This is a genomic window from Parasphingopyxis sp. (genome assembly GCF_028279465.1).
Classification (GTDB): domain Bacteria; phylum Pseudomonadota; class Alphaproteobacteria; order Sphingomonadales; family Sphingomonadaceae; genus Parasphingopyxis.
Genome location: NZ_JANQNS010000008.1, coordinates 233,862 through 258,950 on the forward strand (window position 1 = coordinate 233,862; position 25,089 = coordinate 258,950).

24 protein-coding genes are annotated in these 25,089 nt (G+C 62.1%); 10 read left to right on the forward strand and 14 right to left on the reverse strand.

Annotated elements, in window-relative coordinates; translation table 11 throughout:
* The first annotated feature begins 96 nt into the window (after nt 1-96).
* Nucleotides 97-1,524: a cytochrome P450 gene (locus Q0974_RS05355; protein WP_299323507.1), complete on the forward strand. Its 1,428-nt coding sequence runs from the start codon at nt 97-99 to the stop codon at nt 1,522-1,524.
* Between the two features lie 195 nt (nt 1,525-1,719).
* Nucleotides 1,720-3,990: a DNA topoisomerase IV subunit A gene (parC, locus tag Q0974_RS05360; RefSeq protein ID WP_299323510.1), complete on the forward strand. Its 2,271-nt coding sequence runs from the start codon at nt 1,720-1,722 to the stop codon at nt 3,988-3,990.
* On the opposite strand, the gene Q0974_RS05365 is transcribed toward parC, so the two are convergent.
* The 7 genes from Q0974_RS05365 to Q0974_RS05395 form a co-directional block, all read right to left on the reverse strand.
* Nucleotides 3,987-4,358: a nuclear transport factor 2 family protein gene (locus Q0974_RS05365; RefSeq protein ID WP_299323512.1), complete on the reverse strand. Its 372-nt coding sequence runs from the start codon at nt 4,356-4,358 to the stop codon at nt 3,987-3,989. The genes parC and Q0974_RS05365 overlap by 4 nt on opposite strands.
* A 36-nt stretch (nt 4,359-4,394) precedes the next feature.
* The gene (locus tag Q0974_RS05370) at nt 4,395-4,766 is read right to left on the reverse strand and encodes a DUF6768 family protein (RefSeq protein WP_299323514.1); all 372 of its coding nucleotides are present in this window, start codon (nt 4,764-4,766) and stop codon (nt 4,395-4,397) included.
* Nucleotides 4,766-5,302: a sigma-70 family RNA polymerase sigma factor gene (locus Q0974_RS05375; protein WP_299323516.1), complete on the reverse strand. Its 537-nt coding sequence runs from the start codon at nt 5,300-5,302 to the stop codon at nt 4,766-4,768. The genes Q0974_RS05370 and Q0974_RS05375 overlap by 1 nt, the downstream gene beginning before the upstream one ends.
* Nucleotides 5,303-5,562: 260 nt before the next feature.
* Nucleotides 5,563-6,855 (reverse strand): CCA tRNA nucleotidyltransferase, encoded by a 1,293-nt coding sequence (locus Q0974_RS05380; protein WP_299323518.1) that lies wholly within the window; start codon nt 6,853-6,855, stop codon nt 5,563-5,565.
* Nucleotides 6,856-6,976: 121 nt separating this feature from the next.
* Nucleotides 6,977-7,579 (reverse strand): CoA pyrophosphatase, encoded by a 603-nt coding sequence (locus Q0974_RS05385; protein WP_299323519.1) that lies wholly within the window; start codon nt 7,577-7,579, stop codon nt 6,977-6,979.
* Nucleotides 7,576-8,151: a DUF1285 domain-containing protein gene (locus Q0974_RS05390; RefSeq protein ID WP_299323521.1), complete on the reverse strand. Its 576-nt coding sequence runs from the start codon at nt 8,149-8,151 to the stop codon at nt 7,576-7,578. Before Q0974_RS05390 ends, Q0974_RS05385 begins: the two co-directional genes overlap by 4 nt.
* A gap of 5 nt (nt 8,152-8,156) precedes the next feature.
* A complete protein-coding gene (locus tag Q0974_RS05395; protein ID WP_299323522.1) occupies nt 8,157-8,684 on the reverse strand; it encodes a GNAT family N-acetyltransferase in 528 nt (175 codons plus the stop codon).
* Between the two features lie 73 nt (nt 8,685-8,757).
* On the opposite strand from Q0974_RS05395, the gene Q0974_RS05400 reads away from it, so the two are divergent.
* Nucleotides 8,758-9,153: a dihydroneopterin aldolase gene (locus Q0974_RS05400; protein ID WP_299323525.1), complete on the forward strand. Its 396-nt coding sequence runs from the start codon at nt 8,758-8,760 to the stop codon at nt 9,151-9,153.
* Nucleotides 9,150-9,905: an SDR family oxidoreductase gene (locus Q0974_RS05405; protein WP_299323526.1), complete on the forward strand. Its 756-nt coding sequence runs from the start codon at nt 9,150-9,152 to the stop codon at nt 9,903-9,905. Before Q0974_RS05400 ends, Q0974_RS05405 begins: the two co-directional genes overlap by 4 nt.
* A gap of 27 nt (nt 9,906-9,932) precedes the next feature.
* Here the strand turns inward: Q0974_RS05405 and Q0974_RS05410 are convergent, their stop codons facing one another.
* Entirely contained in the window at nt 9,933-10,766 is an 834-nt protein-coding gene (locus tag Q0974_RS05410) for a hypothetical protein (protein WP_299323530.1), read from the reverse strand.
* A 229-nt stretch (nt 10,767-10,995) separates the two neighbouring features.
* On the opposite strand from Q0974_RS05410, the gene Q0974_RS05415 reads away from it, so the two are divergent.
* The 4 genes from Q0974_RS05415 to Q0974_RS05430 all read left to right on the forward strand — a co-directional run bounded on the left by Q0974_RS05415 (nt 10,996) and on the right by Q0974_RS05430 (nt 13,513).
* Nucleotides 10,996-11,619 (forward strand): energy transducer TonB, encoded by a 624-nt coding sequence (locus Q0974_RS05415; RefSeq protein WP_366943575.1) that lies wholly within the window; start codon nt 10,996-10,998, stop codon nt 11,617-11,619.
* 61 nt (nt 11,620-11,680) lie between these two features.
* On the forward strand, nt 11,681-12,451 hold the full coding sequence (locus tag Q0974_RS05420; protein ID WP_299323536.1) for a MotA/TolQ/ExbB proton channel family protein: 771 nt from the start codon (nt 11,681-11,683) through the stop codon (nt 12,449-12,451).
* A gap of 114 nt (nt 12,452-12,565) precedes the next feature.
* Nucleotides 12,566-13,051 carry a biopolymer transporter ExbD gene (locus Q0974_RS05425; RefSeq protein ID WP_299323728.1) on the forward strand — a complete coding sequence of 162 codons (486 nt, stop codon included), beginning with the start codon at nt 12,566-12,568 and terminating at the stop codon, nt 13,049-13,051.
* Between the two features lie 27 nt (nt 13,052-13,078).
* On the forward strand, nt 13,079-13,513 hold the full coding sequence (locus Q0974_RS05430; protein ID WP_299323538.1) for a biopolymer transporter ExbD: 435 nt from the start codon (nt 13,079-13,081) through the stop codon (nt 13,511-13,513).
* 338 nt (nt 13,514-13,851) lie between these two features.
* Here the strand turns inward: Q0974_RS05430 and Q0974_RS05435 are convergent, their stop codons facing one another.
* Nucleotides 13,852-15,627 (reverse strand): ABC transporter transmembrane domain-containing protein, encoded by a 1,776-nt coding sequence (locus Q0974_RS05435; protein WP_299323540.1) that lies wholly within the window; start codon nt 15,625-15,627, stop codon nt 13,852-13,854.
* 131 nt (nt 15,628-15,758) lie between these two features.
* On the opposite strand from Q0974_RS05435, the gene phaZ reads away from it, so the two are divergent.
* A complete protein-coding gene (phaZ, locus tag Q0974_RS05440; protein ID WP_299323543.1) occupies nt 15,759-16,976 on the forward strand; it encodes a polyhydroxyalkanoate depolymerase in 1,218 nt (405 codons plus the stop codon).
* Nucleotides 16,977-17,044: 68 nt separating this feature from the next.
* On the opposite strand, the gene Q0974_RS05445 is transcribed toward phaZ, so the two are convergent.
* The 3 genes from Q0974_RS05445 to Q0974_RS05455 are packed head-to-tail and all read right to left on the reverse strand — an operon-like array spanning nt 17,045 to nt 19,253.
* On the reverse strand, nt 17,045-18,223 hold the full coding sequence (locus Q0974_RS05445) for an acetyl-CoA C-acyltransferase (RefSeq protein ID WP_299323545.1): 1,179 nt from the start codon (nt 18,221-18,223) through the stop codon (nt 17,045-17,047).
* Between the two features lie 32 nt (nt 18,224-18,255).
* A complete protein-coding gene (locus Q0974_RS05450) occupies nt 18,256-18,798 on the reverse strand; it encodes a carboxymuconolactone decarboxylase family protein (protein ID WP_299323547.1) in 543 nt (180 codons plus the stop codon).
* Nucleotides 18,795-19,253 carry a MaoC family dehydratase gene (locus tag Q0974_RS05455; protein WP_299323549.1) on the reverse strand — a complete coding sequence of 153 codons (459 nt, stop codon included), beginning with the start codon at nt 19,251-19,253 and terminating at the stop codon, nt 18,795-18,797. Before Q0974_RS05455 ends, Q0974_RS05450 begins: the two co-directional genes overlap by 4 nt.
* Nucleotides 19,254-19,354: 101 nt before the next feature.
* Here Q0974_RS05455 and Q0974_RS05460 point away from each other — a divergent pair, with 101 nt between their 5' ends.
* Entirely contained in the window at nt 19,355-22,381 is a 3,027-nt protein-coding gene (locus Q0974_RS05460; protein WP_366943576.1) for an L-glutamate gamma-semialdehyde dehydrogenase, read from the forward strand.
* On the opposite strand, the gene yfcC is transcribed toward Q0974_RS05460, so the two are convergent.
* Together yfcC and Q0974_RS05470 are read right to left on the reverse strand one after the other, a co-directional pair.
* Nucleotides 22,378-23,847, reverse strand: coding sequence for a putative basic amino acid antiporter YfcC (gene yfcC / locus Q0974_RS05465; RefSeq protein WP_299323551.1), 1,470 nt, complete (start codon nt 23,845-23,847; stop codon nt 22,378-22,380). The genes Q0974_RS05460 and yfcC overlap by 4 nt on opposite strands.
* Before the next feature lie 22 nt (nt 23,848-23,869).
* Nucleotides 23,870-25,045, reverse strand: coding sequence for a mechanosensitive ion channel family protein (locus Q0974_RS05470; RefSeq protein WP_299323553.1), 1,176 nt, complete (start codon nt 25,043-25,045; stop codon nt 23,870-23,872).
* Between the last annotated feature and the right edge of the window lie 44 nt (nt 25,046-25,089).

Consider the following 25,089-nt stretch of genomic DNA (forward strand, 5'->3'; position numbering starts at 1 on the left):
GCCACTTTTTATTTAACTTCCGTAACAAATACTGAATACCCATGATTCTTGCCAATGTTAAGCTTTTGTTAAATAATTGACATTTCTTGCTCTTAAGTGCGATTACTTACATTTGCTGGGGGTTTCAAGTCTGCGGAGAGAAAAAATGAAGAAACTATTTCGTACAATACGGTCCAAGATGAACATGAGGCCTACGGCGTGTCCCGCTGGCTGGAGCTGGTGGTACTACATCGAGGTTTAGGTTTCTTCGGATGCACAGCGCAGCACTCTTTCGTGCTGCGCTGTGTTATCGGAATCGGCGCCATGAGCGAAACCAATACGGTCGCCTCGCTTGTCAAGAGGGTGGAAAGCGACGGCCCCATATTCGAAGTGTCCAACGGACTGCTCGGCGTGTTTTGCCCGGCGACCGTTACTGATATCGAGGCGGCAAATTCGAAGAACGCCACTCTGCCGCATAGGTTATCGGATTTCCTGCCCGGGCAGCGCCATCAAGAGCCCCCCCTTTGGACAGACATAAGACAAGCGCTGCAAATACGGAGCCGACAGCAGAACTGCCGGAAATTTCTCGAGCCGCTGCATCGTCGGATGCGGGCATCATTGGATCTGGCAACCAATGCGAATGCCGATCAAGATCTCACGATGCTGGTCGGAAAAATGATCTCCGAAAGCCTTATTCCCCTGGTGGTTGACGGGATGGGCCGTAAGTGTGCGCAAGCCGTGGAACGCGACCGCATCCACAAAGTCGAAACCATGATAAGCAACGCGCACGCAACAAGTGGCTTGTCGGATAAGTTGAAAGAAGCGTTGATCCAGATCAGTGCAGGCCGTGCGATCAAGGCACACATGGTGAAACTCCGTAACGGTTCCGTCCGTCAAAGGGATGATTTTGCTCGGGCAGTTCTGGATTTCGACGAGAATCTAACAGCCGATCGCGCAGCGTATCTCGTCACGACCATTCTGACAGCGATTGTTGGCGCCCCCGGTACTGTGGCGGCCGGCGCATTGTTCGAGCTGATCCGGCATCCGCATTGGGCGGATATGATCGCCGAGGAATTTCGGAGTTTAAGCGAGGACGAACTTTATGACGATCTGCCGCGTAGCGTGCCGATAGCCCATCAGTTCGCGCGAGAGGTCCTTCGGCTGTGGAGTTTTCCGCTTATCACAGTCCGGCGCGCCTCATGTCCGATCGAAGTCCGGGACTTTTCTGTCGCGGAAGACGGGCACTATTGCCTGAGTTCCTATGTGACCCATCACAACCGGCAATTCTGGGACAATGCGGAGCATTTCGATCCGGAACGCTGGAGTTCGCGGAAGACCGTAAAGGAAAACGGCGCATATGTGCCGTTTGGCTGGGCGCCGCGTACCTGCCCCGGAGCTGCGCTAGGCCTTTCGCAACTGCTGTTGTTCATGCAGCTGATGACGGTCGAATATGCCGTCAGGCTCAAAGATCCTCACAAGCTCCAAAAAAAACTCGATGGGTTGGCTTTACCGCAAGGCCTTTTTGGGCAGGTGGTGCGCCGATAAAGCGCGCCTTTCGATGACGGTTGCCGGGAGTCATGTGTCCCGGCCTAAATACGAACCACGGGTTCAAACCCTGCGATACCATTCTGGCATGAACAGTCGGGGCCATGTTCAAAGGCCAAGATACTGTGCTGCAAAATCGATTTGCTGTGGAAATCCGGGTCGCCCGGATCGCACTCCGCTGCTAATCCGCGAGCCATGACGACCGATACCGCCGATCCGCCCGAACCCGCCGACGATCCGTTCGATCGGATCGTCGATGCGCCGTTCGATGAGGCGATCTCTGAACGTTATCTCGTCTATGCGCTCTCGACGATCACCGCGCGCTCGCTGCCCGACCTGCGCGACGGGCTGAAGCCGGTCCATCGCCGCCTGTTATGGGCGATGCGGCAGCTCAAGCTCGGCCCCGACAGCGCCTACAAAAAATGTGCGCGCGTCGTTGGCGATGTGATCGGGAAATATCATCCGCATGGCGATCAGAGCGTCTATGACGCGATGGTCCGGCTCGCCCAGCCATTTTCGATGCGTTATCCGCTCGTCGACGGGCAGGGTAATTTCGGCAATATCGACGGCGATAACGCGGCGGCCATGCGCTATACCGAAGCGCGGCTGACCCAGGCGGCGATCGACCTGATGGACGGGCTGGCCGAAGGCACGGTCGATTTCCGTCCGACCTATAATGGCGAGGAGGAAGAGCCGGAGATTTTCCCGGGGCTCTTTCCGAACCTGCTCGCGAACGGGGCGAGCGGCATCGCGGTCGGCATGGCGACATCGATCCCGCCGCACAATGTCGCCGAGCTGATCGATGCCGCCACCCACCTGATCGATAATCCCAGGGCCGAAGAGGCCGAGCTGATGGATTTCGTGCAGGGGCCGGACCTCCCCACCGGCGGTATTCTCGTCGATAGCAAGGAGATTATCGCCGAGGCCTATCGCACGGGGCGGGGCGCATTCCGCGTCCGCGCGCGCTGGCATCAGGAGGATCTCGGGCGCGGCACTTGGGAAGCGGTGATCACCGAAATCCCGTTTCAGGTCGCAAAGGGCAAGCTGATCGAACAGATCGCCGCGCTGATTGCCGACAAGAAACTGCCGATCCTCGCGGACGTGCGCGACGAGAGTGACGAAGAGATCCGCATCGTCCTCGAACCCAAGAGCCGGACGGTCGAGCCCGACGTGCTGATGGACTCGCTGTTCCGGCTGACGGATCTCGAGACGCGCATCGGCCTCAACCTCAATGTGCTCGATGCGGACCGCACACCGCGCGTGATGAGCCTCAAAGAGGTGCTCAAGGAATGGCTGACGCATCAATTTGTGGTGCTGGTCCGCCGTTCCGAGTTCCGCCTCGGCAAGATCGACGACCGGGTCGAGCTGCTCGACGGCTATATCGTCGCGTACCTGAACTTGGACCGGATCATCGAGATCATTCGCTATGAGGACGAACCGAAACAGGTGATGATGGCGGAGTTCAAGCTGTCCGACCGCCAGGCCGAGGCGATCCTCAACATGCGCCTCCGCAACCTGCGCAAGCTCGAGGAAATGGAGCTCCGGCAGGAGCGCGAGGATCTGCTGAAAGAACGCGCGGAGCTGGATAAATTGCTCAACTCCAAGGCGCGGCAGAAGACGCGGCTGAAGGAGGACCTGGCCGGCCTGCTCAAGACCTATGGCGCGGACACCGCGCTCGGCCGCCGTCGCTCCTCGCTCGAAGAGGCCGCTCCGCCCAAGGAAATCCCGCTTGAGGCGATGATCGAGAAGGAGCCGATCACGGTCGTCATGTCCGAAAAGGGCTGGATCCGCGCGATGAAGGGTCATGTCGACACCGCCGGGCTCGCCAAGCTGAAGTATAAGGAAGGCGATGGCCCGGCTTTCGATTTCCACGCCCAGACGACCGACAAGCTGCTGCTCGCCGCCGACAATGGCCGCATATACACGCTCGCCGCCGACAAGCTGCCCGGCGCGCGCGGCTTCGGCGATCCCGTGCGCTCGATGGTCGATGTAGAAGACGGCGCGGAGATCGCCGGTCTCGTGAAGGTGGAGGAGGGCGGCAGGCTGCTGCTCGCCAGCACGGCAGGCAAGGGCTTCGTCGCCAGGGCGGAGGAGATTGTCAGCACGACGCGCAAGGGCAAGGTCGTGGCGAACGTCAAGGCCGGGGCCAAGCTCCGCGTCGTCCGCGCGATCCCTGCGGGCGCGGATCACATCGCGGCGATCGGCGAGAACCGCAAGCTGCTGATCTTTGAACTCGAAGCGCTCCCCGAAATGGCGCGCGGCCAGGGCATCATGCTGCAGAAATACAAGGACGGCGGACTATCGGACGCGCTGGCTTTCGTACTCGACGACGGCCTGAGCTGGGCGATGGGCGGCGATACGGGCCGCACGCGCACCGAGACCGAGCTCGGCGACTGGATCGGCAATCGCGGGACGGCGGGCCGGTTGCCGCCCCGGGGTTTCCCTCAGGATAACCGGTTCGGCTAGTCGGCGATCTGCATCCGCCAGACGGCTTTCCACGCGTTGCCGCTCCGGTTCAGAGCTAGCACTTCGCGGCCATCGGCCTCGTGGCGCTCGTCTTCTGTTTTCCAGGTCATCGACCAGCGATATTCGAGGATCGCGGTGTTGCCGCTCTCGGTTATGATGGTGTCGCCAGTTTCGTAGCGTTCGACTTCGGCGCGGGCCATGAAACCGCGATAGCTCTCGATTGCGGCTTCGATGCCTACGATCCGGGCACTGCCGCGCGGCGCGACGATCACGATATTCTCGTCCAGATAGTCCTTCAGATCGTCAAAGCGCCCATCTTGCCAGCAGCGGTCCATAGCGACAGCGAAATCGGCGAGGGGCTGCGTCATGGCTGCCCGATTAGCAGTTTGTATTGGGCGAGCCAATCAGCCCCGCTCCTCCATCCGCGCCACGCGCAGTTCGATCCGTTTCAGCTCGCGCAGCACGGCCATCAGGTTCATCCGCTCGAAGAACCATTGCTTGGTCATGCCCACGCCGACCAGGGCGGCGAGCGCGCCAACGCTCCAGAGGATGATTTCGCGCGTGCCCTCCACGGTGAACATCTGCCAGATTGCGTAAAACATGAAGGCGGACATCGGGAACAGGATCACGAACACCAGCTTCGCCCAGCCGCCGAGCGGCCCGCTCAGCGTGTCGCCGATCTGCGCGAAAAGCCCGCGCTCGCTGTCCAGCTCTTTGAGGAACGCCTCGTCGTCCGCGTCGAGTGCAGCGCGGAGCCTGTCGTCGAATTCGGTCATCAGTCTTCTCCTTCCAATAGGGTCTTGAGCGTCTTGCGCGCGGTAAAAATCCGCGATTTCACCGTGCCGAGCGGCACGCCGGTCGCCGCCGCGATCTCGTCCAGCTTCAACCGCTCGACGAAATAGAGCGTTGCGGCGATCCGCTGGTCGTCGGGCAGCCGGCCGAACGCTTCGGCGATGGCCGCCTGGTCCTCGCCGCGCGGCGAAATGACGGGCGCATTGGCCTCGGTCAGTTCGTCCGAACGCGGCCGATGCACGGCATGGGCCCGGATCCGGTCGGCGCAACGGCGGCGCAGGATCGTGAAGGCCCAGGCCGGAAATTTCGCCGGATCGCCGAGCTTCTTCAGCCCGGCGACAATGCCGAGCCAGGTTTCCTGCACGGCCTCGCGCGCCAGCTCGTCATCGCCGGTAAAGCGCCGCGCCGAGCGCAACAGCCGCGGATGCCAGCGGCTGGCCAGCCGCTCCAGCGCCCGCCGGTCGCCATTCTGGACATGCAGCACGAGCAGCTCGTCAAATACCCGCCCGCTTCGATCCATCCAGAAAACCTCCCGTTACGCGTATATAGTCGGCGGGGGAGGGGAAAAGGTTCATTGGTTTTTCGGTGTCATGCTGAATGTATTTCGAGCTGATCCCGCTCAAACAAATAACACCCGTCATCCCAGCGAAAGCTGGGATCTCAGGCGGCTAGGCAAAGCGTATATGGCCGGAGATTCCAGCTTTCGCTGGAATGACGTGATCGCATTTCCACAATGGACGTTCGGAAAGAGATCATCCCGAAACACGTTTGGCATGATAGTTATGCCAGCAACTCAGCCGCAATCTCCCGCACCCGCGCCTCATCGGGAAAATCTTCGGCGATCCAGGCCTCTTCGATCTCGTGCAGCTTCGCCGCCACGGCTGGGCCTGCCTCCATGCCCATCTCGATCAGTTCGCCGCCCTTGATCGGCAACATCGTGGGTGGCGGGCTGGAGACCAAATCCGCAAGGGCGTTGCCGGTGACGGTATCGTTGGTCGGGCAGAGCAGCAGCCGGTCGATCGCGCCGTCCATCGAATGGCGATAGGCGAGGGCGCGCGGTTCGGCCGTATCGCCGGGGATGCGCGCCGTAGCCGTGGCGAGCCGGGTGCGCTGGGCGCGCGAGAGTTTGAGGCGTGTAGCGATGGCGCGTGCTGTGTCGGGTTCGGGCGGCAGAAGGGCGGCGAACCGGCGGATGGGATCGGCGGCGATGACACCTCCCTTCCGCTCGTCCTGAGCCTGTCGAAGGGCGTGGTGCACCCGCCCTTCGACAGGCTCAGGACGAGCGGATGTAGTATTTAGGCGCTCTTGAAATTTCTCCTCGCGGCGGATCAGCCGGGCCAGCGCATCGGCGCTCGCGATCTCCGGCAGCACGGGCGCGAAAATGCCCTGGTCGATCATCAGCGCGACGGTCTCGGACGGATCGGGCAGGGCGAGCGTCTTCAAGAGCTCGTCCGCGATGCGCTCGCGCGAGAGCGCCATCAGGCTGTTCGCATGTTTGGCGGCCGCCGCGAGGCCTTCGGCATCGGGCGCGCCACTGCCGAAGCGCGCATGGAAGCGGAAGAAACGCAATATCCGCAGATGGTCCTCGGCGATGCGTTCTGCCGGATCGCCGATAAAGCGCACGCGGTGGGCTTCGAGATCTGGCTTGCCGCCGAAATAGTCGAAAATCTCGCCGGTCAGCGGATCGGCGGAGAGCGCGTTGATCGTGAAATCGCGGCGCGCGGCGTCTTCGCGCCAGTCTTCGCTATATTCGACCTCGGCGTGGCGGCCATCGGTCGCGACATCGCGGCGCAGGGTCGTCACCTCGATCGTGCGCTTTTCGGGCAGTATGGCGGTGATCGTGCCATGCTTGATCCCGGTCGGCACGGCCTTGAGGCCTGCTTGCTCGATCCGCCGCGCCGTCTCCTCGGGCGGGAAGACGGTCGCGCAGTCGACATCCTGCACATCGATCTTGAGCAGCGTATCGCGCACCGCCCCGCCGACATAACGCACCTTGCCCTCCGCTGCGTCGAGCGCTGCGAGCAGCGCCTCCATCCCCGGCCACTGCCGCCAAGGCGCGTCGGGCAGCGTCATCCCAAATCCTCCCCGGCTATTTCGGTGACAGTGCACTTAATTCCAGTCACGTCGTTTCGGCGGTAATGCACTGTTGCCGAATTAAGTGCACTGTCACCGAAATAGCTGTCACCGAAATAGCTCATGCCGCTGCCCGCAGCCGGCGCGAGAGGTTCATGATGATCGAGGCGGTCACGCCCCAGATGCGGCGTTCTTCCCAATACATCTCGTAATAGCGGCGCATCCGGCCTTCCCATTCGATCTCGCGCTCGTCGTAATTGGCGGGATCGAACAGCGTATCGAAGGGCACTTCGAAGATCGCCGCGACTTCGCCTTCCTCGGGGGTGAGGTCGAGGCCCGGCGGGACGACGCCGATGACGGGTGTAATGTGGAACCCGGTACCGGTCAGGTAGAGATCGGTCGTGCCGACAAGCTCGACGCGTTCGCGGGACAGCGCAATTTCCTCTTCGGCCTCGCGGAGCGCGGCGGCGACCGGGCCGTCATCGTGCGGATCGACCTTGCCGCCGGGAAAGGCGACCTGGCCGGGATGGCTGGGCAGCGCGTCGGTGCGCTGAGTGAGGATGACGGTCGGGCTGTCGCGGTCGACGACCGGGATCAGGACGGCGGCATCGACGGCATTGCCATTGGCAAGCAGCCGCTCGCCGCGGATGTCGGCGTCGAGCACGGGCACATCGAGCGCCAGCGACTTTTCGAGCGTATCGCGCAGAGACGCGGCAAGGCTCATGCGGCCATGCCCTCCGGCGCAAGTGGGAAAAATGTACCGTCGCTCGTGATCCCGACCGGGTCCTGTTCGAGCGCCGCGTCCATCAGCGCATAATAGACGGACCGGGCGAGCAGTGCCCAGAGATCGCCGCGCACATGGAGATAGGGGAGGGCGTTCTCGCCCGCGCCGCGCAGTTCGAGAGAATGTTCCGGACCGGCAACGATTATGTCGCCCGTGTTCAGCCGGAAAACGGTCCTTTGGGTGTAAACGGGATCGTCAACGAGCTTCATCTCGACCGCGACAAACGGCGCGTCCTCGACTTCGATCGCGAGCTTCTCAATCGGCGTGACGAGCACATGCCCGCCGTCCGGTTCGCGGCGCAGGATGGTCGAAAACAGGCGGACGAGCGCCGGGCGCTCGATGGGATCGTCCTCATGATACCAAGTGCCATCGCGCGCGATGCGGATGTCGATCTTGCCCGCGCGTTCCGGATGCCATTTCTCGACGGGCGGCAGGCTGCGGTCCTCAGCCAGCTCGGCGATGGCGTCGAGCGAGAGCGTAGCGAGATTGTCGGGCGGAGCAGGGGACGGCATGGACGCTAGTTAGGCAATCCCTCGCCCGAGCGCAAAAGAGCGGAGCCGAGCGTGCCGTCGGGCGGCCATTCGCTTGCCGACGCGGCGCGCAGCAGGATGCGATGCGGCTCGACCGGGCCGGGCAGCGCCCATTGCGCGGCCGGGCCGGAGCGGAAGCCGAAGGCCTCATAATATTCCGGGTCGCCGATCATCATCGCCGAGAGTTTTGCGATGTCGAGCTTCTGGGCGACGACCCGCGTCATATGCTTGCCCACGCCCTGACCCTGCCGCTCCGGGTGCACAGCGACGGGACCGACCATCACGAGCGGGCGCGTGCCATTATCCGCTGTGCGCAATGTCACGGGCCAACTCTGCAGCGAGCCGATCAGCGCATCACCGTCCATCGCCACGAACGAGAGTTCGTCGATGACCTCCGTCCCCGCACGTACCGCATAGGCCGTCCGCCCGTGTCGATCGGTACCGAACGCCAGATCGAGCAGCGCTTCGATGGCGTCTGGCGAAACGGCGGAAAGGGGATGAAGGACAGTCACCATATACCAAGGGCCATTTACGTTGAAGGCCGTGGCGATTAGCGGTTCGCGGGCAAAAGGAAAGTACGAATCATTTATGACAGGTCACAGGACAGGGCAGATCGCTGACGCATTGCGGCTCGAAGTGCGCGATGTCGAGGTGATGATTCTTACCGGCATCTACTCTGAAGAAACCAAATTGCCGCAGCCGCTCCGCATATCCGTCGCGGCCGACATGGAAGCGCAGGAGCATTTCGAGCCGGACACGCCGCTCTCGCGTTCGAAAAACTATATGGACCTCAAACATGCGATGACCGACGCGCTCCCCAAGGATCGGCATTTCACGCTGATCGAGGCGGTGGCCGATCATATCGCCGACACGATCTTTTTGCAGGATGATCGGGTCTTGCGGGTCACGATCGAGATCGTGAAACTCGCCATCTCTGAAAATGGCGAGGAGATCGGCATTACCATGACGCGGAACCGGCGATGAAACTGGCGCTCGTCACGGGCGGATGTCGCAGGCTCGGCGCGGCGATCTCCGCACGCCTGGCGCGCGAAGGCTATGCGCTCGCGCTTCATGCGTCTGAGAATCCCGAACCGGAACCGGACCTGCTGGCGGTCATCGAAGAAGCCGGCGTCCAGTGGCGCGGGATCACCGCCAATCTCTCCGATCCGCTCCAAACCGAAAATCTCGTCGATGCCGTGGCGGACGATTTCGGCGCGGCGCCGCGCCTGCTCGTCAACAGCGCGGCAAAATTCGGCGGCGATCGCCCCGAAACCGTCGACATGGATGCGCTGCTCTCGCATTATGCCGTGAACTGCGCGGCCCCGGCCATACTTGCAAAATCCTTCGCCGCCATACGGCGCAAGGGGCCGGCGGCAATCGTCAACATTCTCGATCAGCGACTGGCCCAGCCGCATAGCGATCAGTTCAGCTACACGCTATCCAAGCAGGCGTTAGCTGGGCTCACCGATATTCTCGCGCGGGAGCTGGCGCCGACGATCCGAGTGAACGCGGTAGCGCCCGGCCTTACGATCCCGACAGCCGATTATGACGAGGCGATGCTGGAAAACACGCGAAAAGAGATGCCACTCGAAACGCTGCCCGCACCGGCCCAGATTGCCGATGCCGTCGCCTGGCTGGCTCAAGCCGAAGTGGTGACGGGGCAGACGATATTCGTCGACAGCGGCGCGCACCTTGTTTCGTTCGCGCGCGATTTCCCGCATCTATTTTCGGAATGACCGGGCTTCGGCGGTGCTTCCCGACACTTAGCTCCGATAGCGGGTGCATTCGCCCAAGTCGCGCATGACCATGGCGTAGTCCTGGCGCGCAATGGCGATTTGGTTGCGGTCGGTCGTTTCCATGCTGGCGTCGGGCAAGCGCTCGGGAAGGAAACAGGCCAGACGATACCATAGCAAGCTGTTCCGTTCAGGCGGCGGCGAGGCCCGGTCCACGATTTCGCTCATCGACACCATCCAGCGCGGCTCCTGATTCGGGCGTCGCAAGATACTCAGCGAGACCGGGCGTCCATCGCTTGTCGCAAGGAATATCTGCGTCTCGCTCTCGCCCGGAAGTGTTCCGGGCACACTGAACGCGTTGCCGACACCGGTGACCGTGCCCGGCGCATCGTCCGATGCGGCCTCGGACAGCAATGCGCGAATCGTCTGCTCCCGGCTCTCAGTCCATTCGAGTTGCGCATCGGGTGCGATCAGCTGGAGCTCGCCCCGGCGACCGGGCACCGGTGCGGCGAGCAGGATCATCTGACGATCCCGAATGCGTGGCCGTCTGCCATCGGCGTCGAGTGGCATGTCGACAAGATAGGTGACGCGGGCCGGCACGGCGTTGGCGCTGCGAATCAGCGTTTGCAATTCGGCCTCGACATAATAGCGGACATGGTTCGGCGGGAGGCCCGTCGCCCGCTCTTCGTCCACTCTGCGCGTGCGGTCGACCTGGGCCAGCGCGACAATCGGAGCGCCGAGCGCAAGGTCCGCGATGTCGGCGTAGCTCAACTCTCTTTGCGGCGTAAACTCTTGAGATTCCGCGCCGTCGACAGGTGCGAGGGTCGCGCAAAAAGCCATCAGCACAAGGGCGATTCTGGGCACGAACTTCCTCCTTCGAAACATAATATCGACACTATGCTCTTGTGTCGTATCCGGCCAATAGGGTAACTGTTGCGTAACGCGATTGTCGATTGTAGGGAATCGCGGGTCGTCGCACAGCGATAATTTTGCATCGATGACGCGTCCTTCGCGATGCCAGATGAACTGGCGCTTTATGGACACCGGGCTTTGGAGGGAGTTTCTTAGTTTAATGGCCTATGCTGATCAGAAGATGAGCACACGAAGGCTGACGGCGATCGTCGCTGTTATCATCCTTCACGTGGCTCTCGCTTATGCGCTGGTTTCGGGTTTGGCCGTCAGGGTCGCCCAGGCGGTACAGGAAGACCTCACCGTTTTCGACGTTGAGGACGAGCCGCCGCCGCCCGAAGAAGAATTGCCGCCGCCGCCGCCGGAGCAGCCTTTGCCGCCGCCGCCGGTCGTCGTCACGCCGCCGCCACCTGTGGTCATCCAGAGACCGACAGTCGCGCCGCGTCCGGTGGCGCCAGCACCAGCTCCGCCGCCACCGGCACCACCGCCACCGCCACCGCCGCCGCCCAGTCAGGCGCAGGCTGCACAACCGCGTGGCAACCCTGGCCGCTGGGTGACGAACGCCGATTATCCGTCGGCGTCCATCCGGAACGAGGAGCAGGGAACCGCGAGTTTCCGTTTAACGGTCGGAACCAACGGCCGGGTCACGAATTGTCAGATAACATCGTCCACGGGCTATTCGAGGCTCGACAACGAAACGTGTCGGCAATTGCAGCGCAGGGCGCGTTTCAGACCAGCGCTCGACGATGCCGGGAACCCAACGACCGGTACCTATTCCAGCAGTATCCGTTGGGAAATTCCAGGTTAGTTTTTTCGAGCGTTTGCGTTCGATCCAATTGCAGCAAGTTTATTTGAGAGGAATGTAAATCATGTCTACTGAAGCAGCTGAAGCACCGGCGGAAAATCCCTACGGTCTCCGTGCGGCGCTTGAAGAAGGCGGCATCGTGGCCCAGGCGACTTTTGGTATCCTGGTGCTTATGTCGGCCGTTTCCTGGTACATCCTGTTCACCAAATGGTTTGAGCAGCAGAAAATCCTGAAACAGGGCCAGCGCGCCCGCGAAAACTTCTGGCGGTCCAACAGCCTGCGCGAAGGCGCGGCGAAGCTGGAAAAGAACAGTGCCTATCGCCAGATCGTCGAGGACGGTATCGAAGCCCGCGAAACGCATGACAAGCTGACCGATCCGGTCGAAGCGCATGAGTGGACCGTCAACGCGCTCCAGCGTTCGGTCGGTTCGGTGGCCTCGAAACTGACAGAAGGTCTCGCCATTCTCGCGACCGTCGGTTCCACGGCGCCGTTTATCGGCCTGTTCGGCACGGTGGTCGGTATCTATCGCGCGCTGGTGAAGATCGGTGCTGCCGGTCAGGCGTCTATTGACGCGGTTGCCGGTCCGGTTGGCGAGGCTCTCATCATGACCGCGCTTGGTCTGATCGTGGCCGTCCCGGCGGTTATGGCGTACAACTGGATGGTCCGTCGCAACAAGACGGTGGTCGAGGAGTTGCAGAAATTCTCAAACGAAATCCACGGCTATATCGTCTCCGATGGTAAGGTGCGTCCGTCGCTTACTTCTGCCTCCGCTTCGGCGGCGAAGAAGCCGGCTGCCGCAGCGACAACGGCTGCAAAGCCCGCGACGAAGTCGTAATGGTCTGCAAGAGCGGAAGCGGCCTGTCGCTGCTTCCGCTCTTGGCTGACAACAGAACATGGCGCGGAAGCGTCGGTTTTGATTATAGCTTAGGATAGGATTGATTCCATGGGTATGAGTGTCGGAACCGGCGAAGGGGAAGAAGAAGAAACCATGTCCGAGATCAACGTCGTCCCGCTGACGGACGTCATGTTGGTCTTGCTCATCATCTTCCTGATCGCGGTGCCCGTTGTGATCCAGACGGTCGAGGTCAACCTGCCATCCGTTCGGTTGCTGCCGACGACGACGAAGCCGGAAAATGTTTCGCTCTCAATCCGCGCGGCTGATGACGGCACGTGCGAAGTGTTTTGGGGTATGACGCCTGTGAGTTCGAACGAGATGCTGACGCGCGCCGTCCAGCATATCGAGGACGAGATTGAGCGGTTCGGCGGTGCGGAAAATATGACCGAAGACGATCTTCCCGAGGTGCACATTCGCGGTGACGTTAACACACCGTGGCGCTGCATCGGTGGTCCGATTTTTGTGATGCAGCAGGCGGGTTTCACCCGTGTGGGCTTCATTTCCGAACCGGCGCCGGGTCAAGGCATTCAGCGCCTCTAGGCCAGACGATTTTAGGAGTAGTATGAAATGGGTGGAAGAGTAGGGCCTGCTGGCGGCGAAGACGATCCGATGATCGACATCAACACGACGCCGTTGATCGACGTCTTGTTGGTGCTCCTCATCATGTTCATCATCACCATTCCGATTCAGACGCACGCGGTTAAGATCGACCTTCCGGTCTCGGACGATAGCGATCCGCCGGAAGACGCGATCGATCCGATCAAAAACGAAGTCTATATTTCGCCGACGGATCAGATTCTTTGGAACGGCGAACCGGTGGCGCGTCAGACGCTGCGCCAGTACCTGGATATCACGGTGACGATGAACCCGGTTCCCGAGCTCCACATGTTCCCGGATGCGCAGGCGCGCTATAACACGGTCGACGAGATACTTGCGATCACCAAGCGTGCGCAGGTCACCAATATGGGTTTTATCGGCAACGATCAGTATCGCACCTGGTAGGGCCGATACCTCTCGAATAGAAAAGGGCGGTGCGCATGATGCGCGCCGCCCTTTCTCTTTTTTGCGGTCATTCTTCCGCAGAGATATTCAGCACAGCAGTCTTACAAGAACCGTTATTCCTGAGCCTGTCGAAGGGCGTCTATCGGCGGAGGCGGATCGGGTGAAACATTCCCCGAATGTTTCAGGATCTTCCGGGGGACGATCCGACCCGACCGCTCCTTCGACAGGCTCAGGACTAACGGGAGATGCATCACCAAGTGAGAATCATCTTGTCTCTTCGAGCAGAGACGAGCGCATGACTGTCTCTTGCCTGATGATGTCGTCCGCGGTCCCTTAACTCAGGCTGCTACGCCTTCGAACTGCAGGCGCGCCAGCCTGGCATAGAGGCCGTCCCTGCCCGTCAGTGTCGCATGATCGCCCTGTTCGACGATCCGCCCTTCGTCCATCACAATGATGCGGTTCGCGGATCGCACGGTTGCCAGACGGTGCGCGATGACGATCGTCGTGCGGTCGCGCATCAGGCGGTCGAGTGCCTGTTGCACGAGCCGTTCAGATTCCGCGTCCAGCGCGGAAGTAGCCTCGTCGAGCAGGAGTAGCGGGGCATCGCGCAACAGAGCCCTGGCGATGGCCAGCCGCTGGCGCTGGCCGCCGGAGAGCCGGGCGCCGCCTTCGCCGAGATAGGTATCGAGGCCGTCCGGCAGCTTCTTGATGAACTCGGCCGCATTGGCCGCTTCGGCAGCGGTCCAGAGATCTTCGTCGCTCGCGTCCCAATCGCCATAGCGCAGATTATCCCGCGCCGAGGCGGCGAAGATCACCGTATCCTGCGGCACCATGGCGATCCGGTTGCGAACCGCGCCCGGATCCGCATCGCGCACATCGACGCCATCAAGCGTCACCGCACCCTTTTGCGGGTCGTAGAAACGCTGGGCGAGCTGGAACAGGGTCGACTTGCCCGCGCCGGAGGGACCGACAACGGCAACCAGCTCGCCCGGGTCGACATGCAGGGTAAAATCTTCGAGCGCCGCCGTCTCCGGGCGCGTCGGATAGTAGAAGGTGACATCGTCGAAATGGAGCGCGCCGCGCGCCGGCTCGGGGAGCGGTTTTGGACTGTCCGGTGCGCGAATTTCAGGAACTTCCTGGAGCAATTCGCTCAGGCGGCCGGCGGCTCCGGCGCCGCGCATCAACTCGCCATAGACTTCGGTCAGTGCGCCGAACGCCCCGGCGACGATCATGCCGGTCAGCACGAAGGCCGCGACGGCGCCGCCGGTTATCCGATCGTTGATCACGTCTGATGCAGCCTGCCACATCACCATGGTGATCGCGCCGAAAATTAGCGTGATGACGATCGCTGTCATGAATGACCGAATGGTGATCCGCCGGCGGGCCGTTTTGAACGCGCTCTGTACGGCTGTATCGAAACGATCACCCTCGCGGCGCTCCTGCCCGAAGGCCTGAACGATCTTCATCGCACCCAGCGTTTCCGCGACCATCGCACCGACATCGGCGATGCGATCCTGGCTGTGCCGCGATACGTTACGCAGTTTCCGTCCCAATATGACGATCGGCACGATCGCCAGCGGTATGCCGAGCAGCAGCATCAACGCGAGTTTGGGCGAGAGGGTCAGCAGATAGATGATCCCGCCGATACCCATCACGATATTGCGCAGGGCGACGGAGATGGTCGTGCCCACGATCATCTCGATCACGGACGTGTCGGACGTCATCCGCGACGCGATTTCGGAGGGGCGGTTTTCCTCGAAATATTTGGGGTCGAGCGCGAGCAGGTTCCGCTGTACCGCGACGCGCAGATCGGCGACGACGCGCTCACCAAGCCAGGACACGAAATAGAAGCGCATCGCCGTCGCCAGCGCCAGCACGACGACGATCAGCAGCAGATAGTAGAAATATTGCGAGATATCGCCCGCCGTTCCACTGAATCCCTGATCGATCACGCGGCGAAAACCGTCCGGGATTGCCAGCGTGGCCGCGGCCGCGAGGAGCAGCGAGATCGCCGCGCCGAATATGCGGCCCGGATAGCGGATTGCGAAGCGCCAGATCAGCGCCAAATTGCCGAGATTCTTGGATTTCGGGGTTTCGGTATCGCTCTCGTCCATGGCAATCGCCTAGCAGCGCGGCCCGAACGGCTCAACACGGCACATTGCAAATTGCTGCATTGCAACGTGACATGAAAAGCGCCTAGAACGCTCCGCCAAGCGGCCATGGTGTCGCGCATGCGGGGATATTGATGCTTTACAACATGTACGAAATGCAGCGCTCCATGCTGGCGGGGGCCAGCGCGATGGCGGGATGGAGCGCCGAACTGCTGCAGAATCCGGTGAACCCCTTCGCCTATATGGGCATGGGGCCGATTGTCGCCTCGGCGCTCGATGTCTTCTCTCACGCGTCCGCGCCGCGTGGAAAGCCGGTATTCGGCATCGAATCGGTGGAGCTGGACTGTGAAACGGTGCCCGTTTCCATCGAGATCGAGGCGCGCAAGCCGTTCGGCCAGCTCAAACATTTCGTGAAAGACGGGGTTTCGGGTCAGCCCAAGCTGCTGATCGTCGCGCCGATGTCGGGCCACTATGCGACGCTGCTGCGCGGCACGGTGGAACGAATGCTGCCGAGCCATGATGTTTGGATCACCGATTGGCGCGACGCGAAAACCGTACCGCTAGCCAACGGGCATTTCGATCTCGATGACTATATCGATTATCTGATCGAATTTCTCGAGCATATTGGGCCGGGCGCGCATATGCTGGCCGTCTGCCAGCCATCCGTACCTTGTTATGCAGCGGCGGCGCTGATGTCTACGGACAAGCATCCGGACCGACCGCGCACGCTCACCATGATGGGCGGGCCGATTGATACCCGCGAGGCGCCGACATCGGTGAATACGCTGGCGACGCAGCGCCCGCATGCCTGGTTCGAGCAGAATGTCATCGCGACCGTGCCGCTCTATTATCAGGGGGCGGGTCGGCAGGTTTATCCCGGCTTCCTCCAGCTCGCTGGCTTCATGTCGATGAATCTGGGCAACCACATGATTACCCATTGGGAGATGTTCAAACATCTGGTCGAGGGCGACGGCGATAGTGCCGATGCGACCAAGGATTTCTACGACGAGTATCGCTCGACCTGCGACATGACGGCCGAATTCTACCTGCAGACGATCGATGTCGTGTTCCAGAACCATCTCCTGCCGAAAGGCGAGTTTCGGCATCGCGGCAATCTGATAGATCCGTCCGCGATCACCGACATCGCCATGCTGGCGATCGAGGGCGAGCGCGACGATATCTCAGGCCTCGGTCAGACCAAGGCCGCGCTGAAGCTGTCGTCCAAGCTGCCGAAGAAGAAAAAGAAATATCATATGGCGGAAGAAGTCGGCCATTACGGCATCTTTCACGGCCGCAAATGGCGCGAGCGCATCGCGCCCGTCGTAGAGGACTGGATCGCGACGCACGATTGATCGCGGTTGCGTAAACGAAAAAGGGCGCCGGCGAAATCCGGCGCCCTTTTCTTTTTATCCGCTGGCCCTTAGAGGACTTCGAACAGCCCGGCCGCGCCCATGCCGCCGCCGACGCACATCGTGACGACGACATATTGCGCGCCGCGGCGCTTGCCTTCGATCAGGGCGTGGCCCGTGCAGCGGGCGCCCGTCATGCCATAGGGGTGGCCGATCGAGATCGAGCCGCCATTGACGTTCAGGAGATCGTTCGGGATGCCGAGACGGTCGCGGCAATAGATGACCTGCACGGCGAACGCTTCGTTGAGTTCCCAGAGTCCGATATCGTCCATCTTCAGGTCGAACCGTTCGAGCAGCTTCGGAATGGCGAAGACGGGGCCGATGCCCATCTCGTCAGGCTCGGTGCCGGCGACGGCCATGCCGACATAGCGGCCGAGCGGGGTCAGGCCCTTCTTTTCGGCGACAGACGCTTCCATCACGACGCTCGCCGACGAACCGTCGGAAAGCTGAGACGCGTTACCCGCGGTGATCGTCATTTCCGGGCCCATCACCGGCTGCAGCGAAGCCAAGCCTTCCAGCGTGGTCGAGGGACGGTTGCCCTCATCCTGGGACAGTGTGACTTCTTCCTGGCTCGTCTCGCCGGTCGCTTTGTCGACTACGATCTTTGTGGTCGTCGTCGGGACGATCTCGTCGTCGAAATGGCCGGCTTCCTGAGCTGCGGCGGTGCGCATCTGGGATTCGAGCGAATATTCGTCCATCGCCTCGCGGCTGATGTCGTAGCGTTTTGCGACGGTCTCCGCCGTGCCGAGCATCGGCATATAGACGTCCTTGTGCATGGCCACGAGCTCGGGGTCGGGCTGGACGCGCATTTCCTTGGTCTGGACGAGCGAGATCGATTCGAGCCCACCGGCGACCACGATATCCATCCGATCGACGATCACCTGCTTGGCCGCAGTGGCGATCGTCATGAGGCCGGACGAGCATTGCCGGTCCATCGTCATGCCCGAAACGCCGACCGGCAGGCCGGAGCGCAGCGCAATCTGCCGGCCGACATTGGTGCCGGTCGAACCCTGCTGTAGCGCCGCGCCGATGATGCAGTCGTCGACCTCGCCCCCCTTGATGCCGGCGCGCTCGACTGCGGCCTTGACCGCGAAGCTGCCGAGCGTCGGACCCTGCGTATTGTTGAACGCGCCGCGATAGGCCTTGCCGATCGGGGTGCGGGCGGTGGAAACGATAACTGCATCACGCATGGTGAAACTCCTTGTTGAATTACGGTGTTAGGTCAGGCCGGGATCGGCGGCGTGCCGGCTTCCGGCGGAATATCGAAAGTGCCGATGATCATTGCGACGCCCTGGTAAAAACCGACAAGCTGCACGATTTCGAACAGCTGGTCCGATGTGAAATGCGCCGAAACCCGCGCAAACTCTTCATCGTCGAGATGGCGGCGCTCGATGAGGATATCAACCGTGGCGATCAGCGCCGCATCGGCATCGGACCAACCGCCCGATTCCGTGTCCTTCTTCGCCAGCGCCTCAAGCTGTTCGGCATCGATACCGCAACGCTCGGCGAAGAGCGCGGCATGCATGCCCCACTCATACTCCGAACCGATCCGCGCTGCCGTCCGGAAGATGACGAGTTCGCGCTCGCGCATCGGCAGCGGACCCTTGTCGAGCAAAGACCCGTCGGCGAACTTCTTCCACGCGCGTTCGGACGTGCCGATGATACGGAACAGCATCGGCGGCGGGACGTCGTCGGGCGTCAGTGCATCGAAAGCCGGCGCCAGCGCTTCGGGATAGGGTTCGGACAGGGGCGCAATCCGCGTCATGTGAAGAACTGGCTGATCCATTCGGCGATCAGGGCGGGCTTCTCCTCGCCCTCGATCTCGACGGTAAATTCCAGCGTCTGCTGATACTGGTTCGGGCGCTTTTCGATGAGTTCGAGCAGCTTGAAATGGCCGCGCACGCGCTTGCCGGATTTTACCGGCGCGAGGAAGCGCGTTTTGTTGCCGCCATAATTGACGCCCATCTTCACGCCTTCGGGGCGTGGGCAATCGGATTTCGCCATCATCACCGGAAACAGCGAAAGCGTGAGAAAACCATGCGCGATCGTCGTCCCGAACGGCGTCATCTTCGCCGCCTCTTCGTTGACATGGATGAACTGGTGATCCCCGGTCGCATCGGCGAATTTGTTGATCATGTCTTGGTCGACTGTGATCCATTCGGATGTGCCCAGATCCTGTCCGGCCATGTTCATCATTTCGTCGATGCTGACGGTGCTCATATACGTTTCCTCTTTGTGATTATCTGCTAAATGGAGCGGGCTTCCCGCTCATAGTGCCAGCGTATAGTGGAAGCCAAATCCTCTAACCGCAAGGCCCGTCCATGCCCAGCCAGATGCACGATCCCGATTCCGCTACGTCAGCCGCGTGGGAGCATATGGAAGAGGTGCATCACGCGCCCGAGCCGGAAGTGCTGCTACCGCTGGTCGAGCGGGCGCGACTCGCGCCGGACGAGCGCGCGCGGGTCGAAGCGACGGCGCTCGAATTGCTCGCCGATCTGCGCGAGGGGCAGCGCACGGGCTGGGTCAATCAGTTCCTCCAGGAATATCGGCTCAACAGTTCCGAAGGCGTCGCGCTGCTCAGCCTCGCCGAGGCGTTTCTGCGCGTGCCCGATCCCGATACCGCGGACCGACTGATCTCGGACAAGCTTGGCGATGGCGACTGGCGCTCGCATCGCGGTCAATCGCATTCGCAGCTCGTCAACTCGGCGACCTGGGGGCTGGTGATCGGCCGCGCGCTGGTAGGGCAGCAGGAACAGGCCAATGCGCTGAAACGGTTGATCTCGCGCTCCGGGGAGCCTTTCGTCCGCCAGGCGGTCGGTGCGGCGATGCGGATGATGGGCGAGATCTTCGTCATGGGTCGCACGATCGACGAAGCGATCCGCCGGATGAAGAAGCCGGAGAATAGAGGCTTTACCGCGAGCTTTGACATGCTCGGCGAAGCGGCGCGGACCTTCCCCGATGCGGACCGCTATTTCGAGTCCTATCTCCGCGCGATCGAAACCGTCGGCAAGGCGCGCGGCGACGGGACGACCGAGGAGAATCATTCGGTCTCGGTGAAGCTGTCCGCGTTGCATCCGCGCTATGAGGTTGCGCAATGGGGTCGGTGCGTGCCCGCGCTGACCGAGATGCTCGAAGCTTTGGCGGAAGCGGCCGCCAAGGCCCAAATCGGACTGACCGTCGATGCCGAGGAATCCGAGCGGCTGGAGATGAGCCTCGATATTATCGAAGCGATTGCCGGGCTGCCGTCGCTCAAAGGCTGGAACGGCTTCGGCATGGCGATCCAGGCCTATGGCAAGCGCGCCCAGCGGACTATCGGCTGGGCCGAAGCGCTGGCCAGCCGCACGGGGCGTTCGATGCCGGTGCGGCTTGTCAAAGGCGCCTATTGGGACAGCGAGATCAAGCATGCACAGGAGATGGGCCTGTCCGACTATCCGCTGTTCACGCGCAAGGCCGCGACCGATGTCTGCTATCTCGCCTGCGCGAAGGACATGCTCGAGGCCAAGTCCATCCGCCCGGCCTTCGCTACCCACAATGCGCTGACCGCCGCGACGATCATCGAATGGGCGCCGGACAAAAGGAGCTTCGAGTTTCAGCGGCTGCACGGCATGGGCGAGGGGCTGTTCGAGCGGCTGGTGCGCGACGAGGGCTATCGCTGCCGCATCTACGCGCCCGTGGGCGGGCACCGCGACCTGCTTGCCTATCTCGTGCGGCGCCTGCTGGAGAATGGCGCGAATTCGAGCTTCGTTCACCAGCTCGCCGACGAGCAACTGACCGACGATCAGCTGCTGGCCGATCCGGTCGACAAGATCGTCGCCGTCCGCGGCACGCGGCATCCGAGCATCCCGCTGCCCAAGGATCTGTTCATGCCGCAACGGCCGAACAGCCAGGGGCTGGACCTCGAAGATTGGCGGGTTCTGAAACGCGTGAAGGAGGGCATAGCCAAGCGCTCCGATATCGGCCCCGAACCCGATCCCGTGACCGATGTCGCACCGTCGATCGACCGGGCGAGCGCGGCCTTTCCGGATTGGTCCGCCCTGCCGGTCGAGGAGCGCGCCGGCTGCCTGATCCGGCTGGCCGATCTGTTCGAGGAGCGGCGCGGCGAGCTGATGGCGCTCGCCGTGCACGAAGCCAACAAGACGATCCCCGACGCGCTGGCCGAAGTGCGCGAAGCGATCGATTTCTGCCGCTATTATGCGGGCGAAGCTGTCGAGAAGTTGCAGCCCGAAGAGCTGCCGGGCCCGACCGGCGAGAGCAATGTGTTGCGGATGGAAGGGCGGGGCGTTTGGACCTGCATCGCGCCATGGAATTTTCCGTTGGCGATTTTCACGGGCCAAGTCGTCGCCGCGCTCGTCACCGGCAACACGGTTATCGCCAAGCCCGCACCGCAGACGCCGCGGATCGCGGCCGAAGCTGTGCGGCTCGCGCACAAGGCCGGCGTACCGAAGGATGCGCTGATCCTGGCGCCGGGCGGTCCCGAAGTGGGCGCGGCGCTGACCGGCGACCCCCGCATTGCAGGTGTTGCGTTTACGGGCTCGACAGCCACAGCGAAGAAGATCGCGCACAGCCTGCTCGAAGGCGAGGATCGGCCGATCGTCCCGCTGATCGCGGAGACGGGCGGCGTCAATGCGATGATCGTCGATTCCACGGCCTTGCCGGAGCAGGTCGTCGCGGACGTGCTGCTCTCCGCTTTTGGCTCCGCCGGGCAGCGCTGCTCCGCCTTGCGGCTGCTGCTGGTGCAGGAAGAAGTGGCCGATCAGATGATCGAGATGCTGACCGGCGCGATGGACGCGCTGATCGTCGGCGATCCGGCCGATCACGAGACCGATGTGGGCCCGGTCATCGACGATGCGGCGTACGAGAAGCTGATGGCGTATCGCGCGGCGATGAAGGATCGATGGCTAAAGACGCTGGATGTGCCCGAACAGGGCCGCTTCGTGCCGCCGACGCTGATCCGGCTCGACAGCATGGACGACCTTACCACCGAATGGTTCGGCCCACTGCTGCACGTCGCGACATGGAGGTCGGGCAAGCTTGAAGAGACGGTGCGCCGCGTGAACGCCAAGGGCTTTGGCCTCACCATGGGGCTGCACAGCCGGATTGCGCGCGCGGGCGATCTCGTCGAGGCGAAAGCGCGGGTCGGTAATCTCTACGTCAATCGTTCGATGATCGGCGCGATCGTCGGTTCCCAGCCATTTGGCGGGGAGGGGCTTTCCGGCACTGGCCCCAAGGCCGGCGGGCCGCATTACCTGCCACGTTTTTGCGCCGAGCGCGTGACGAGCATCGACACGACGAGCGCGGGCGGCAATGCGGCGCTCTTAAGCCTCGAAGATGTCGGGCTGGGGCTCTAGCTGAACCCGGCTGCTTGGGCGCCAAGCAGAAAGATGGTCGCCATCACGAACAGGGCGATGAGCGGCCGCCAGATAAAGGTGAGCCAGGTACCGAAACTCACGCGCGCGGCGGTCAGGCAACCCATCAGCGCGGCGCTCGTGGGAACGACGAGATTGGTAAGGCCGTCGCCAAGCTGGAAGGCGAGCACGGTCACCTGCCGCGTCACGCCCGAGATGTCGCCGAGCGGCGCGAGCAACGGCATGGTCACCGCCGCCTGGCCCGATCCCGATGGGATGAAGAAGTTGATACAGCTCTGGGCCAAGAACATGCCAAAGGCGGTCAACCATTCGGGCAGCAGCAATGTTACCGAGGAGAGCGCATTGAGGGTCGCGTTGAGCAGGCTGGGCACGGTCGGGTCGTCGCCGCCCATTAACAAGACGATGCCCTTTGCGGCCGCGACGATCAGGATCACCGGCACCATTTGCGCGGCGCCATCGCGAAAGGCTCCGGCCAATCGGCCCGCGTCGAGATCGTTGAGACGGAATGCCCATGCGACCAGCGCTGCCGCGAGTCCGATGGCGAAGAACTGCCCGCCCATTTCGGCAAAATAATAGCCCTCGGCGGCGACGCCCCATGCGACCCATGCCACGCCTGCGACAAGTATCGCGACGATCAGCGCGTCACCGATACCGAACCGCGGTTGGTGACCGCCGTCTGCGATCTCTTCAAGATCGCCATGGGTGCCATAAACGAGCGAGGTCTCAGGGGCGAGCCGCACGCGCCGTGCATAGCGCCAGACATAGGCGGCCGAGAGCGTTGTAAACAGAAGCCACATCGCGAGCCTGACTTCGATGCCCGACATCGCCGGAACGCCAGCGACGCTTTGCGCGATGATGACGTTGAACGGGTTCATCCAGGAGGTCGCGAACCCGATCTGGCTGCCACAGAAACAGACAAGCAAAGCCGTGATCCCGTCATAGCCGGCGCGGATAAGCACCGGCGTGAGCACTAGGGTCAGTGCGATGGTTTCCTCGGCCATACCGAACACCGCGCCGCATAGCGAGAAGATCACGAACAGCACCGGAATCATCAGATCGCTCGGGTTCTCGGCGTTCGACGTCAGCGCGGCGATCCCGCGCTCGATCGCGCCTGTATGCATGATAATCCCGAACACGCCGCCGATGATCAGGATGAAAGCGCCGAGCGCGACCACGCCGCTCTCCCGTCCGCCACTGACCAGGCCGTTGTATAGAAAGTCGATCAGACCGGTGCGTTCCGCCGACCCGAACCAGGGTGCGCCCTGCGCTTCGCTCAGTGCGCGGTAGCTGGCCGGATCGATGCGATCGGTGCCGGGAATATAGTCATAGACGCCCGGCGCGAAAATCCACGTCGCGGCGAAGGTGATCAGCGCCAGCGCCAGCAGGAGAATAAGCACGTCAGGGATGCGCGAGACCCTGGTTTCGGCGCGGCTGTCAGTCTCCGTCATACGAGCTTCGCGTCGATCGCCATCAGCTCGCTTCTTGCGCGCCGCTCCAGCCGCCCTCCGGATAGGGCAGGATCATCTCGCCATCCGGCGCTGCGGTGAAGGTCGTTTGCGTCGGATAGGCGAATTCAAGGCCTTCCTCAGCGAAGCGTTTGAAGATTGCGACACCGACCGCGTGACGGGCATTGTAGACGACTTCATAATCGGCGCTCTGCACGTCGAACTGCAGCTCGTAATCGAGGCTGGAATCGCCGAATCCGGTAAAGCCCGAGCGGATGAAAGTATGGCCCTCGGCATTGACGACATCGCGCAGGATATCGGGCACGCGCTTCGCCTTTTCGGCATCGGTCTGGTAGATCACACCGACAGCGAAAATTATGCGGCGGCGGTTGAGCCGGGTCAGGTTCAATATCTCCTTGTCGAGCAGATTGGTGTTCGAGATGATCACTTCCTCGCCCGTTACCGACCGGAGCCGCGTCGATTTCAGCCCGATCTGCTCGACGGTCGCGAAGGTCCCGTCATAGTTGATCGTGTCACCGACCTTGAACGGCTTGTCGAAGATGATCGAGAGCGCGGCGAAAAGGTCGGAGAAGATGCCCTGCGCGGCCAGGCCGATAGCGATGCCGCCGATGCCGAGACCGGCGATCAGACCTGTCACATTGACGTTGAGATTATCGAGGACGACGATCGTCGCGATTGCCACGACGCCGAAGGTGACGAGCACGCGGATCAGCTTCATCGCGCTGCCCAGCGCTTCGCTCGAGCTTTCGTCGGTCCGGGTACGGTGTTCGACGAAGCCGAGAATGATCGACCGCGTCCAGATCGCAACCTGAACAATCATCGCGATCGAGAACAGGAAAGCGATCGACTGCGCGATCAGGCTCGGCGCGGCGGAGAGGACCGCGACAATTTCCAGCGCCAGCGCAATCATGAACCAGGTGCGCGTCTTTGCAATCGCTCGGCCGACAACCGATTGCCACGTGTCGAGGCTCGTATTGCGCTCGTACAGGCGACGTCCGAACCGTCGAATTCCGATCAGGACGAGCACAATTAGAAAGGCGACGCCCAGACCGATCAGGATCTCCACAGAGTGGGTCTCCACCCAGGCTATGCCGTCATCTGCGAACGTCCGGAACCGATCGCCCAGGTTCGTATCGCCCATATCGGGCAGGATTTCGGCAGCTTCGCTGGGCTGAGTCATCGTGAAACGGCTCTTAAGCGTTTAGCGCCTCGCTTGTCGAGCGC